The organism is Nocardia sp. NPDC050408 (genome assembly GCF_044458905.1).
GTDB lineage: Bacteria > Actinomycetota > Actinomycetes > Mycobacteriales > Mycobacteriaceae > Nocardia.
Window position 1 is genome coordinate 1 of the sequence record NZ_JBITIL010000001.1, and the last position, 12,942, is coordinate 12,942.

Genomic DNA, 12,942 nt, shown 5'->3' on the forward strand with positions numbered 1-12,942 from the left:
CGGTGGGGCCTCGAGCCTGCGGTGCGTGCGCTTCGGTCAACGGACGTGAGACGGGCCGCGGACGTTGCTCGTAGGACGCGTTCCGTGGTGGTCGCTTGTGTGGGGCGTTCGGCGTCGGGGGTGCGCTCGTGCAGCGGTGGGGCCTCGAGCCTGCGGTGCGTGCGCTTCGGTCAACGGACGTGAGACGGGCCGCGGACGTTGCTCGTAGGACGCGTTCCGTGGTGGTCGCCTGTGTGGGGCGTTCGGCGTCGGGGGTGCGCTCGTGCAGCGGTGGGGCCTCGAGCCTGCGGTGCGTGCGCTTCGGTCAACGGACGTGAGACGGGCCGCGGACGTTGCTCGTAAGACGCGCTCCGTGGTGGTTGAGTGGGACCTACATCAACCAGACGACCGCACCCGCGGCGGCTAGTACCGCGAGCACCATGAGGGCGATGGCGAGTGGGCGGGCGGTCTTCCAGGTGGAGTAGGCCCCGCCCAGCAGGAACCCGGCCAGCGCGAACAGGATGACGGACGACATCTGGTCATTCTGCCTCGCGCATCCTGTCCGCTGATAAGCGCGGGAGCAATTAACAAGCACGCATGCTTGCTTTTTTCTGGATCCGGTGTGATGCTGGACCCGGAACGCGGACTTCACCGGCGGCGCAACGCGGCGCGCCGGGACGGTTCGCCGCACAGGAGGGCCTTCCAGCTGATGAGTATGCTGGCCGCCGATCCGGAGCTGATCCGAATCGGCAACTGCTCCGGGTTCTACGGTGATCGGCTCAGTGCCATGCGGGAGATGCTCGAGGGCGGGCAACTCGATGTGCTCACCGGGGACTATCTCGCCGAGCTGACCATGCTGATCCTCGGCCGCGACCGGATGAAGGATCCCAGCCTCGGCTATGCCAAGACCTTCGTCCGGCAGATCGAGGACTGCCTCGGGCTGGCGCTGGAACGCAATGTTCAGATCGTCACCAATGCGGGCGGCCTCAACCCGGCCGGGCTCGCGGAGAAACTACGCAAGGTCGCCGCGGATCTGGGACTCGATGCCAAGGTCGCGCATGTCGAGGGTGACGACTTGCTCAGCCGGGCGGGCGAACTCGGCCTCGGGTCGCCGCTGACCGCCAATGCCTATCTCGGTGCCTGGGGCATCGTCGAATGTCTGAATGCGGGCGCGGATATCGTGGTCACCGGTCGGGTCACCGACGCCTCGGTGATCGTCGGCCCGGCCGCCGCCCATTTCGGTTGGGGGCGAACCGATTACGACCAGCTTGCCGGTGCGGTCGTGGCCGGACATGTCATCGAGTGCAGTACACAGGCCACCGGCGGTAACTTCGCGTTCTTCACCGAGTTGACCGATCTCGGACGGCCGGGTTTCCCGATCGCCGAAGTGCGCAGGGATGGCAGCAGTGTCATTACCAAGCATCAGGGCACAGGCGGTGCGGTCACGGTGGATACCGTTGCGGCACAGCTGATGTACGAGATCCAAGGAGCACGTTATGCGGGGCCGGATGTCACTACGCGGCTGGACAGCATCGAGCTGAGTCGAGAAGGCCCGGATCGAGTGTTGATCAGCGGGGTGACCGGTGAAGCGCCGCCGCCACGGCTCAAGGTGTCGCTCAATACCCTCGGCGGTTTCCGCAATGAGATGGAGTTCGTCCTCACCGGCCTCGATATCGAGGCGAAAGCCGCACTGGCGCAACGACAGTTGGAGTCCTGGCTGCCCGTGCGGCCCGCGGAGCTGACCTGGACGCTGGCGCGCCTCGACCGGCCCGATGCCGAAACCGAGGAGCAGGCGAGCGCTTTGCTGCGCTGCGTGGTGCGCGATCCGGATCCGAACAAGGTCGGCCGCTCCTTCTCCAATGTCGCGGTCGAGCTGGCATTGGCCAGTTATCCGGGCGCCAACTTCACCAGCCTGCCCGGCAATGGTTCGCCGTATGGGGTGTACACGCCGGGATTCGTCGATGCCGCCGAGGTGCCGCATGCGGCGGTGCTGCCGCAAGGCACGCGCGTCGATATCGCGCCCGCGTCGGACACTCTGGAATTGGCGGAGGTGGCCGAGCCGCAGCTGCCGGAGCCATTGCCCACCAACGGAACTCGCCGAGCGCCGCTGGGCACGATCGCGCTGGCCCGCAGCGGCGATAAGGGCGGCAATGCCAATATCGGCGTGTGGGTGCGCACCGATGAGCAGTGGCGTTGGCTTGCGCATACGCTGACGGTGCAGCGGATCAAGGAACTGCTGCCCGAGGCCGCGCCGCTGACTGTTACCCGACACGTGTTGCCGAATCTGCGTGCCGTGAACTTCATTGTCGAGGGTCTGCTCGGGCAGGGGGTGGCCTATCAGGCCCGCTTCGATCCGCAGGCCAAAGGGCTCGGCGAATGGCTGCGCTCGCGTCATGTTGATATCCCATTGGAGTTGCTATGAGTCCGTGGAATACACCGGAACGGCGCGAATTGCGCGCCACCGTAAGGGGTTTCGCCGAGCGAGAAGTCCTTCCGTACCTCGATGCCTGGGAGCGCGACGGCGAGATCCCGCGCGAGCTGCACAAGAAGGCCGGAGCGCTCGGGCTGCTCGGCATTCAATTCCCGGAATCCGCAGGCGGTTCCGGTGGTGACGGTATCGACGCCATGATCGTCTGCGAGGAGATGCATCAGGCCGGTTGTTCCGGCGGCCTGTTCGCCTCGCTGTTCACCTGCGGTATCGCGGTACCGCACATCATCGCCTCCGGTAACGAAGACCTGATCGAGCGCTTCGCACGCCCGACACTGGCCGGGGAGAAGATCGGCTCGCTCGCCATTACCGAACCGGGTGGCGGCTCCGATGTCGGCCATCTCACGACTACCGCGCGCCGCGATGGCGATCACTACATCGTCAATGGCGCCAAGACCTACATCACCTCGGGCGTGCGCGCCGATTTCGTGGTGACCGCCGTGCGCACGGGCGGTCCGGGCTCCGGCGGGATTTCGCTGCTGGTGGTGGAGAAGGGCATGCCGGGCTTCACGGTCAGCCGCAAGCTCGACAAGATGGGCTGGCGGGCATCCGATACCGCCGAACTGTCCTATGTGGATGTTCGGGTGCCGGTGCAGAATCTGGTCGGTCCGGAGAATTCCGGCTTCTATCAGATCGCCGGCGCCTTCGTCAGCGAGCGGGTCGGGCTTGCGGTGCAGGCGTATTCACAGGCCCAGCGCTGCCTGGATCTGACCCTGGACTGGGTGCGCAATCGAGAGACCTTCGGCCGCCCGCTGATCAGCAGGCAGGCGGTGCAGAATACGGTGACCGAGATGGCCCGCCGCATCGACGTGGCTCGCGTCTACACCCGAGATGTGGTGCAGCGCAGTGCCGATGGCGAAACCGATTTGATCGCAGAGGTGTGTTTCGCCAAGAACACCGCCGTGGAGGCGGGCGAATGGGTGGCCAATCAGGCCGTGCAGTTGTTCGGCGGCCTGGGCTATATGCGCGAATCCGAGGTCGAGCGGCAGTATCGCGATATCCGCATTCTCGGTATCGGCGGTGGCACAACCGAAATCCTGACCGGACTGGCGGCGAAACGATTGGGGTACCAGTCTTGACGACACTACGCACCACCCTCGATACCGCATCGCCGGAATACACGGCCGCGGCCGAGGCCATGACCACCAAACTCGCCGAGGTGGAGGCCGAATTCGCCAAGGCCATCGCCGGCGGTGGCCCGGATAAGTTGGCCCGGCATCGTAAGCGGGGCAAGTTGACCGCGCGCGAGCGCATCGAACTGCTCATCGACGAGGATTCGCCATTCCTGGAACTGTGCCCACTTGCCGCGTGGGGCAGCGACTTCCATGTCGGGGCGAGTGTGGTGTGCGGTATCGGCATTGTCGAGGGCGTCGAATGCATGATCGTCGCACCGGATCCGACGGTGCGCGGCGGCACGTCGAATCCGTGGACGTTGCGCAAGAACCTGCGCATGAACGACATCGTCATGCAGAATCGACTACCGGTAATCGGGCTCGTCGAATCCGGCGGCGCGGACCTGCCGACCCAGAAGGAAGTCTTCGTGCCCGGCGGACGGATGTTCCGCGACCTCACCAGGGCATCCGCAGCTGGAATCCCCACCATCGCCTTGGTTTTCGGCAATTCCACCGCCGGTGGCGCCTATATCCCGGGCATGTCCGACTACACGGTAATGATCAAGGAGCGCTCCAAGGTATTCCTCGGCGGACCGCCGCTGGTCAAGATGGCCACCGGCGAGGAATCCGATGACGAATCGCTCGGCGGCGCGGATATGCACGCGCGCGTCTCGGGTCTGGCCGATTATCTGGCGGTCGACGAGCAGGATGCCATCCGCATCGGCCGCTCCATTATCAAGCGGCTGAACTGGAAGAAGCAGGGCCCGGCGCCGCGCGCCGAGGTGATCGAGCCGCTGTACGACCAGGAGGATCTGCTCGGAATTGTCCCGTCCGACCTGAAGATTCCGTTCGATCCGCGCGAGGTGATCGCCCGCGTTGTCGACGGCTCCGATTTCGACGAATTCAAACCCCTCTACGGCAGTAGCCTGGTCACCGGATGGGCGGAGCTGCACGGTTATCCGGTCGGTATTCTCGCCAACGCGCGCGGTGTGCTGTTCTCGGAGGAGTCGCAGAAGGCGACTCAGTTCATCCAGCTGGCCAATCAGTCCAATACGCCACTGCTGTTCCTGCACAACACCACCGGCTACATGGTCGGCAAGGAGTTCGAGCAGAAGGGCATCATCAAGCACGGCGCGATGATGATCAACGCGGTCTCGAATTCGAAGGTGCCGCATATTTCGCTGTTGATGGGCGCGTCCTACGGTGCGGGCCATTACGGCATGTGTGGTCGCGCATACGACCCGCGGTTCGTCTTCGCTTGGCCCAGTGCGAAATCCGCTGTCATGGGCGGTGCGCAGCTGGCCGGTGTGATCTCGATCGTGGGTCGTGCGTCCGCTGAGTCCAAGGGCATTCCGTTCAACGAGGAGGCCGACGCCGGGATGCGCGCGATGGTCGAGGCGCAGATCGAGGCCGAATCGCTGCCGATGTTCATGTCGGGGCGGCTGTATGACGACGGTGTGATCGATCCCCGTGACACCCGCACGGTATTGGGAATGGCGTTGTCGGCCATCCACAATGCCCCAGTCAAGGGCGCCGATGGCTTCGGCGTCTTCCGGATGTGAGGGAAAATGACAGCATCGCATAGCGATTCGATGAGGGTCGGCGCTCGCGTGCCGGGTGGGCCTATCACGAATGTTCTGGTAGCCAATCGCGGTGAGATCGCCCGTCGGGTTTTCGCGACCTGTCGTCGCATGGGTCTCGGTACCGTCGCGGTCTATTCCGATGCGGATGCCGCGGCACCGCATGTCGCCGAAGCCGATGCGGCGGTACGTCTTGCGGGCAATACACCCGCGCAGACCTACCTGCGCGGCGAGCTGATCATCGAGGCGGCTTTGGCCACCGGTGCTGATGCGATCCATCCGGGTTACGGATTCCTTTCCGAGAACGCGGAATTCGCACAGGCCGTGCTGGCGGCGGGGTTGGTGTGGATCGGCCCGCCGGTCGAGGCTATCGAGCAGATGGGTTCGAAAGTCGCTGCCAAGAAGTTGATGGATGCGGCCGGAGTCCCGGTACTCGCCGAACTCGACCCGGCCGAGGTCACCGCGGCGCATCTGCCGGTGCTGATCAAGGCCTCCGCCGGTGGTGGCGGGCGCGGTATGCGCGTGGTGCGCGAGCTCGCCGACCTGGAACCCCAAATCGCCGCCGCACGCAGGGAAGCCGAATCGGCATTCGGCGATCCGACGGTGTTCTGCGAGCGGTACCTGGAGACCGGACGACATATCGAAGTCCAGGTCATGGCCGATGCCAACGGCACTATCTGGGCCGTCGGCGAGCGGGAATGCTCGATTCAACGCCGCCACCAGAAGGTCATCGAGGAGGCGCCGTCGCCGCTGGTCCAGCGGATCGACGGCGAGCGCGGGTCAGGCCCGGAGGCGGCAGCGAAGCGTGACCACGCAGGGCTCCCGCGCACGGCCAATGGACAGAGCATGCGCGAGCGATTGTTCGAGGCGGCCACACTGGCGGCCGGTGCAATCGGCTACATCGGTGCCGGGACCGTGGAATTCCTCGCCGACGAGGCGGGGGAGTTCTTCTTCCTGGAGATGAATACCCGGCTGCAGGTGGAACACCCCGTCACCGAATGCACCACCGGATTGGATCTGGTGCGGACTCAGCTCGAGGTCGCGGCTGGCGGCCAGCTGGCTGCCGCGCCGCCACCGCTACGTGGGCATTCGATCGAGGTCCGGCTGTATGCCGAGGATCCCGCGCACGAATGGCAGCCGCAGAGCGGGACGGTGCATCGGATCGATATCCCGCTGGTGGCAACCGAATTCGACATTCTCGACCGTCCCGGTGTACGCCTGGATACCGGTGTGGTGAACGGTTCGGTCGTCGGTGTGCATTACGACCCGATGCTGGCGAAGGTCATCTCCTACGCCGAGACTCGCGGTGAAGCTGCACGGTTGTTGGCAACAGCGCTGCAGCGAGCCAAGATTCACGGTCTGGTGACCAACCGCGATCTGCTGGTGCGGGTGCTGCGCCATCCGGCATTCCTGGCCGGGGACACCGATACCGCGTTCTTCGCAACGCACGGATTGGATTCGCTGTCCGCGCCGCTGGTGTCCGAAGCGGATGAGGCACTGTCCATCGTCGCCGCCGCGCTCGCGGATGCCGCGGCGAACCGGAAGGCGGCCAGGGTCGGCGCCGGGCTGCCCGCGGGCTGGCGGAATCTACCTTCGCAGTCGCAGCACAAGTCGTACGAGAGCAGCACCAGCGCAACGCATGACATCGGTTACCGCTTCACCCGAACCGGAGTCGCGGTTGCTGGTCACGACGGCCTCGAACTGGTAGAGGCGGGTCCGGAGCGTGTGGTCCTCTCGGTTCCGGGCGAACGCGGTCTGGTGCGTAGGCAATTCGATATCGCCCGCTACGGCGACCTGGTCTGTGTCGACTCGCCGCTCGGACCGGTTTCGGTGCGCAGACTGCCGCGTTTCAGCGATCCGGCCGATCAGGTCGCGCACGGTTCACTGCTCGCGCCCATGCCGGGCAGCGTGATTCGCATCGGCGCGGAGGTCGGCAGCGCCCTCGAACAGGGCCAGCCGATTCTGTGGCTGGAGGCCATGAAGATGGAACACACCATCTCCGCGCCCGCCACGGGCGTGCTCAGCGCCCTCAATGTCACCGTCGGCCAGCAGGTCGATGTCGGCGCAGTGCTCGCCGTCGTCGATCCCACCGAATCCCAGGAGAACTCATGAGAGAGCGAAGCGAACGAATCATGTGTCAGTGCGGAAAGCGCATGCCGGAGCCGAGCGTCAGCGAGGCGCAGGCATGAGCTTTATCGAAACCGATGAGCAGAAGGCACTGCGGTCCGCGGTCGCCGCGCTCGCCGCGAAGTACGGCTTCCGCGACTATGTGCTGCCGAAGGCGCGCAAGAACGAGCCGCTCACCGAATTATGGGATGAGGCAGGCAAACTCGGCTTCCTCGGCGTGAATCTGCCGGAGGCGTACGGCGGCGGTGGCGCGGGCATGTACGAGCTCGCGCTGGTGATGGAGGAGCTGTCCGCGCAGGGTGCGGGCCTGCTGCTGATGGTGGTTTCTCCGGCCATCTGCGGCACCATCATCACCAAATACGGCACCGACGAGCAGAAGCAGCTGTGGCTGCCCAAACTTGCCGACGGCACCGCCAAGATGGTCTTCGGTATTACCGAACCCGACGCCGGTTCGAACTCGCACCAGATCACCACCACCGCGCGTCGTGACGGTGACGACTGGATCCTCAACGGCCGCAAGATCTTCATCTCCGGTGTGGACCAAGCCGAGGCCGTGCTCATCGTTTCGCGCACCGAGGACCACAAGACCGGCAAGCTCAAGCCCGCACTGTTCATCGTGCCCACCGATGCCCCCGGCTTCGTCAAGACGCCGCAGGAAATGGACATTATCGAACCGGACCACCAGTTCACACTGTTCCTCGATGACGTGCGCCTGCCGTCGGATGCCCTGGTGGGCAAGGAAGATGCCGCACTCATGCAGCTGTTCGCGGGCCTCAACCCGGAGCGCATCATGGGCGCGGCCATGGCCGTCGGCATGGGCCGGTACGCCATCGATCGCGCCGTCGAATACGCCAAGGAACGCACGGTGTGGAAGACGCCGATCGGTGCGCACCAAGGTATTTCGCATCCGCTCGCCGCGGTGAAAGTCGAGGTGGAGTTGGCCCGGCTGATGATGCAGAAGGCCGCGACGCTCTACGACGCCGGTGATGAGATGGGTGCGGCCGAGGCCGCGAATATGGCGAAATACGCTGCGGCCGAGGCCAGTATCAAGGCGCTCGATCAAGCCATCCAAACCCACGGCGGCGCGGGCCTCACCAAGGAGTACGGACTCGCCGCGATGCTCGCGGCCGCCCGCATCGGTCGCATCGCCCCGGTCAGCCGCGAGATGGTGCTGAACTTCGTCGCCCAGTACTCGCTGGGCCTGCCGAAGTCCTACTGATATTCCGCCCGCGTCGTTCCAATGCCGGGGCGACGAAGGCGGGATCGGATGCCACGACAGGAGGCTCGATGACCGAGACATCCACCGCGCCATACGTGCGCTATGCGGTCGGTAATGGATTCGCGACGCTCACGCTCGACTCACCGCACAACCGCAATGCCCTGTCCTCGCAGCTGGTCGCGGAGTTGCTGCAGGGCCTCGACGATGCCGCAGCCGACCCCGCCGTGCGCGTCATCGTGCTCGCGCACACCGGCAATACCTTCTGCGCGGGCGCCGACCTGAGTGAAGCCGGCAATGCCGATCCGGCCGTTGCCGCCGATGAGCGCACCCGGGTGATGATCGGCGTACTGCGCAGGCTCGTCGAAACACCGAAGCCGATCATCGCGCAGATCGACGGCAATGTGCGCGCAGGTGGTATGGGCATCGTCGCGGCCTGTGACATCGTCGTCGCCGGTCCCGGCAGCAGTTTCGCACTCACCGAGGTGCGAATCGGATTGGCGCCGTTCATGATTTCGCTGACCCTGCTGCCGCGGCTGAGCCCGCGCGCGGCCAGTCGCTACTACCTCACCGGCGAGAAGTTCGGCGCGGATATCGCCGAGCAGATCGGTCTGGTCACCAGCACCGCCGACGATCCGGCGGCCGAGGTGGCCCGACTGGGCGCGGAGCTGCGCAAGGGCTCCCCACAGGGTCTCGCCGAGGCCAAGCGACTGGTCAACGCGGACATCCTGGCTGAGTTCGACAGCTCCGCCGAGGAGCTGGCGAAACGTTCCGCGAGCTTCTTCGGCACCCCGGAGGTTCAGGAGGGCATGATGGCCTTCTTGCAGCGCCGTCCACCGACCTGGGCAGAATAGCGCCGTGATTTCGCCGACGACCAATGCCACCACGGCCGCCAGCCTGTTCGGAGTGAACTGATGGTGACACCCCACGAACCCAAGCAGGACCGCAGCCGGATCACCCGGCAGCGCCTGCTCGAGGCGACCATCGACTGCCTGGCCGAAATGGGTTGGGCGGCGGCCACGGTCTCGGTTGTCGCGGAACGGGCCGGGGTGTCCCGGGGCGCCGCCCAGCATCACTTCCCGACCAGGGAAGACCTGATCACCGCGGCACTCGAGTACATGTTCGACACCCGCACCCAGCAGTCCAAGGATGAGGCGCTGGCGATGGCCGCGCTGGCTGGCGGGGTCGAGCGCACCGAGGCGGTGGTGGCCGGTCTGGTCGACTCCTACACCAGCCCGCTGTTCAAAGCGGCGCTGCAGGTGTGGACGCATGCGGCGGCCGATCCGGCACTGCGGGAGCGAATTGTGCCGCTGGAGGCCAAATTCGGGCGTATATCGCATCGCCGGGCCGTGGCGGCGCTGGGCGTGGACGATAACGATCCGGTTACCCATCACCTCGTTCAAGCCACACTCGATATGGCACGCGGACTCGGTCTGGCCGATGTCCTGACCGATGACTCGGCGCGCCGCAAACAGATCGTCTCGCAATGGGCGGCCACGCTACACGCCGCACTGCACGCCCCACCGCCCGGCGCCCCAGCTGGGGCCGGGCTGAGCTGCCAGGCCGGAGCTGAGCTGCCAGGCCGGAGCTGAGCTGCCAGGCCGGAGCTGAGCCGCCGGGTGGAGCTGATTTTCTGCTCGAGCCGATGCCAGGTGGAGCTGGCGGATTCGAGTTGGCGGGCGGCGCTGATTGTCTGGGGGAGCTGAGTCGCCGATTGGGCTAAGGCGTCAGCAGTTACTCCTCGTCGGGACCCTTCGCCGGTGATACACGCTCGAACCAGGCGGCCGTTTCATCCGGGGCGAGCACCCGTTCCAGGGTAAGGTCGCCGACCATATTCGGGAAGAAGCGCCCGGCTGGCCAACTACGTTGGTACGGAGGCGGATCCAGCACCAGCAGATGGGTGCCGTCGACGACCGGAATATCGGAGGGCGTGCCCTCGTTCCAGATCCAGCTGCCATCCGGCGCTACCAGATTGAACGATCCGGTGGTGTGCACCATGCCGGGCACATCGCGGCACATCGCGACCGCCTCCGCCGACGGCGCCTCACCCGGAATATGCCCGCCGCCGATGAGGGCGTCGGCGAGCAGGGTGTGCAATTGGAAGTTGTCACCGATGCCGGTCATGCGCATGGCGTAGCCGGTGTTGGTCTCGCGGTGCAGCACGATGACCGGCTCGTCGTCCAGCACGCTCAACGCGTAGCCGAGGCATTTATCCCACCGGTCCGAGATTTCGCCGAGTGCGTCGTGCCGCTCGCGGATGATCTCGCGACCGGAGTGTCCGAACTTCTGTCGAACTTCCTTGTGCGACAACATGGCCAACGCAGCCCGATTCCAGTCGGCGAGCGTCCACCACGACAGTGTCGGGCCGAAGCCGAAGTATTCGAACAGTTCCGGGTCCAGCTCGACATGCTCCGGATCGGGGGCTTCGCCGACATCGGCGGTCGCCCACTGCTGCGCGAATCCGGTTGCGCTGTCGAGGGATTCGGCGAGATTGGCAAGCACGCTCGGCGCGCATACCACCGGATCCGCGCCACCTTCGACGCACGCGCCGATCAGGACCGCGATATTGGCTCGCGGTCCCGGCGGTACATCTGTCAGCACATCGGCGAGCCGTTTTCCGCCCTGCGCCATTTCCTCCGGAGTCGCCGATTGGTACAGGCGATGCAACTCCATGTGGGCTTGTTGCTGTGCTTCTGGGTCCTGCGCGTGCACCGCGCGTTCGAAGTCGAATACGGCGTCTATGAATCGATCAGTGCCCGAGCTCATGCTCGTACGCTAACACGTTGCCGCGCAACCACTTTCGGGACAAGCTCGTCGTCCAATAGTTGCCTCGGTAACAACACGCGCTCCCGCGCGCCTTTTGTAGCGCCGCGCACGAAATCGCGGGGGAAATCATGCGTGGCGCGCGAATCGGTGCGCGGGAACAGTGTTTGTTGGCCTAACGGGGCATCGGCGATTGCCGACGCAACGTTGTCGGGCGGGTGACTAGCACAAGCCTTGCTGCTGAAGGTGCCCTTCATCGACGGCGTAGGAGGTGGAACCGATGAGGACGCCGAGGAGTCCGCCGATGATCAATCCCGGAATCGCGCCGACGAAGAAGAGGGGCAGACCCGCGATGCCGCCGATAGTGGCGCCGAGCAGACCACCGACCAGCGTCCTGACCTCGATGGTGTCGCCGGGTGCCAGGCACTGGCCGATGAGGTCGGCTTGCGGGGTCGGTTCGGTTGCCGCGGCGATCGGCTGGGTCGCGACCGGTGCGGTCGGTTCCGGTGATTCGCCCGGTGCGGCCGACGCGGTCGAGGCGAAGCCGACGGTGAGCGCGATGGCGACGAGGGCACCGATGACGGTTAAGACGAATCTCGAAATGCTTCTCACAGTTTTCCTGGTGGCTCGAAAGTTGGCGCGACTGGATCATCATTCCCGGAGTTCGCGGCGTGCGAAAGGGTTTCGGATGAATGCCGCATTAAGAGGATTTCGAGGAAGTAGGTCAAGGGATCTCGAGGAACGGCATGTCACACTTGATCGCCCTGCGTCGTCCTCACTGTGAAAGCGGAACAACGCAGCGAAAACAGGAGCGGTGATCATGTCGAATATCAAGAAGATCGCGGTGGCCGGAGCGACCGGACGGTTGGGCCGCCATGTCGTGGATGTGCTGAACGAGCAGGGGCACGAGGTCGTCGCATTCTCCCGCGCCAACGGAGTGGATATCGAGACCGGCGTCGGGCTCGTGGAGGCGCTCGATGGTGTGGATGTCGTCATCGATGCGTCCAGCACGCCGTCCGCGGATCAGACCATCGCGACCGAATTCTTCCGAGCCGCGGCGCGCAACCTGCACGAGGCGGGACAGAAGGCCGGCGTCGAGCGGCTGGTCGTGGTGTCCATCATCGGCATCGATGGTTCGCTCGCCGGATACAACGCCGCGAAGCTGGCGCATGAGGCCGCGCTGCTGGAAGGGCCGCTGCCGGTGCAGATTCTGCGCGCAGCGCAGTTCCACGAGTTGGTCGAGGTAATGGTGCAGTGGGGGACCCAGGGCGAGGTCGCATACCTGCCGAAGATGCGCACCCAGTTGGTCGCGGCGCGTGCGGTGGCCGAAGCGCTGGTGGAATTGGCGGTGCACCCGTTGCCGGAGTCGCTCGACGGGCCGTTCCCTGAGATCGCGGGACCGCAGCCGGAGACGATGGCGGGTGCGGCCGGTTTGCTCGCGGCCAAGCTCGGTGCGCCTGCCCAGGTTATCGAGTCGAGTGATGAGGCGAACCCGGATCGTGAGCAGTTCGAGAACGGTGGGCTGCTGCCGGGTTCGCACGCGAAATTGGCGGGTCCGACGTTCGCCGAGTGGCTCGAAGCCACGTACGCCTGACCCACAACGCAAAATCGCCCGGGGCACACGCACCGGGCGAATTGCTTTGCGCGCCGGCCCCGCACTGCTTGTCGGGATCCGCA

The 12,942-nt window shown here is 65.4% G+C and carries 11 protein-coding genes; 8 read left to right on the forward strand and 3 right to left on the reverse strand.

Features of this window, described 5'->3' with window-relative positions; all coding sequences use genetic code 11:
- Window positions 1–370: 370 nt before the first annotated feature.
- Window positions 371–514: a hypothetical protein gene (locus ACIBJI_RS00005; protein ID WP_364353843.1), complete on the reverse strand. Its 144-nt coding sequence runs from the start codon at window positions 512–514 to the stop codon at window positions 371–373.
- A 174-nt stretch (window positions 515–688) separates the two neighbouring features.
- Between ACIBJI_RS00005 and ACIBJI_RS00010 the strand changes: the two genes are divergently transcribed.
- The 7 genes from ACIBJI_RS00010 (at window position 689) to ACIBJI_RS00040 (ending at window position 10,094) form a co-directional block, all read left to right on the forward strand.
- Window positions 689–2,401, forward strand: coding sequence for an acyclic terpene utilization AtuA family protein (locus ACIBJI_RS00010; RefSeq protein WP_397082529.1), 1,713 nt, complete (start codon window positions 689–691; stop codon window positions 2,399–2,401).
- The gene (locus tag ACIBJI_RS00015) at window positions 2,398–3,546 is read left to right on the forward strand and encodes an acyl-CoA dehydrogenase family protein (protein ID WP_397082531.1); all 1,149 of its coding nucleotides are present in this window, start codon (window positions 2,398–2,400) and stop codon (window positions 3,544–3,546) included. Before ACIBJI_RS00010 ends, ACIBJI_RS00015 begins: the two co-directional genes overlap by 4 nt.
- Window positions 3,543–5,141 (forward strand): acyl-CoA carboxylase subunit beta, encoded by a 1,599-nt coding sequence (locus ACIBJI_RS00020; protein WP_397082533.1) that lies wholly within the window; start codon window positions 3,543–3,545, stop codon window positions 5,139–5,141. The genes ACIBJI_RS00015 and ACIBJI_RS00020 overlap by 4 nt, the downstream gene beginning before the upstream one ends.
- A 6-nt stretch (window positions 5,142–5,147) precedes the next feature.
- A complete protein-coding gene (locus tag ACIBJI_RS00025) occupies window positions 5,148–7,271 on the forward strand; it encodes an acetyl/propionyl/methylcrotonyl-CoA carboxylase subunit alpha (RefSeq protein WP_397082535.1) in 2,124 nt (707 codons plus the stop codon).
- A gap of 73 nt (window positions 7,272–7,344) precedes the next feature.
- Complete coding sequence (locus ACIBJI_RS00030; RefSeq protein ID WP_364353827.1) at window positions 7,345–8,505, forward strand: acyl-CoA dehydrogenase family protein; 1,161 nt, start codon at window positions 7,345–7,347, stop codon at window positions 8,503–8,505.
- Between the two features lie 68 nt (window positions 8,506–8,573).
- Window positions 8,574–9,356 carry an enoyl-CoA hydratase family protein gene (locus tag ACIBJI_RS00035; RefSeq protein ID WP_397082537.1) on the forward strand — a complete coding sequence of 261 codons (783 nt, stop codon included), beginning with the start codon at window positions 8,574–8,576 and terminating at the stop codon, window positions 9,354–9,356.
- A gap of 60 nt (window positions 9,357–9,416) precedes the next feature.
- Window positions 9,417–10,094 (forward strand): TetR/AcrR family transcriptional regulator, encoded by a 678-nt coding sequence (locus ACIBJI_RS00040; protein WP_396958218.1) that lies wholly within the window; start codon window positions 9,417–9,419, stop codon window positions 10,092–10,094.
- Window positions 10,095–10,236: 142 nt separating this feature from the next.
- On the opposite strand, the gene ACIBJI_RS00045 is transcribed toward ACIBJI_RS00040, so the two are convergent.
- Window positions 10,237–11,268: a hypothetical protein gene (locus tag ACIBJI_RS00045; protein WP_397082539.1), complete on the reverse strand. Its 1,032-nt coding sequence runs from the start codon at window positions 11,266–11,268 to the stop codon at window positions 10,237–10,239.
- Between the two features lie 219 nt (window positions 11,269–11,487).
- Window positions 11,488–11,877 carry a hypothetical protein gene (locus ACIBJI_RS00050; protein ID WP_364353815.1) on the reverse strand — a complete coding sequence of 130 codons (390 nt, stop codon included), beginning with the start codon at window positions 11,875–11,877 and terminating at the stop codon, window positions 11,488–11,490.
- A gap of 208 nt (window positions 11,878–12,085) precedes the next feature.
- Between ACIBJI_RS00050 and ACIBJI_RS00055 the strand changes: the two genes are divergently transcribed.
- On the forward strand, window positions 12,086–12,859 hold the full coding sequence (locus ACIBJI_RS00055) for an NAD(P)H-binding protein (RefSeq protein WP_364353812.1): 774 nt from the start codon (window positions 12,086–12,088) through the stop codon (window positions 12,857–12,859).
- The last annotated feature ends 83 nt before the right edge of the window (window positions 12,860–12,942 follow it).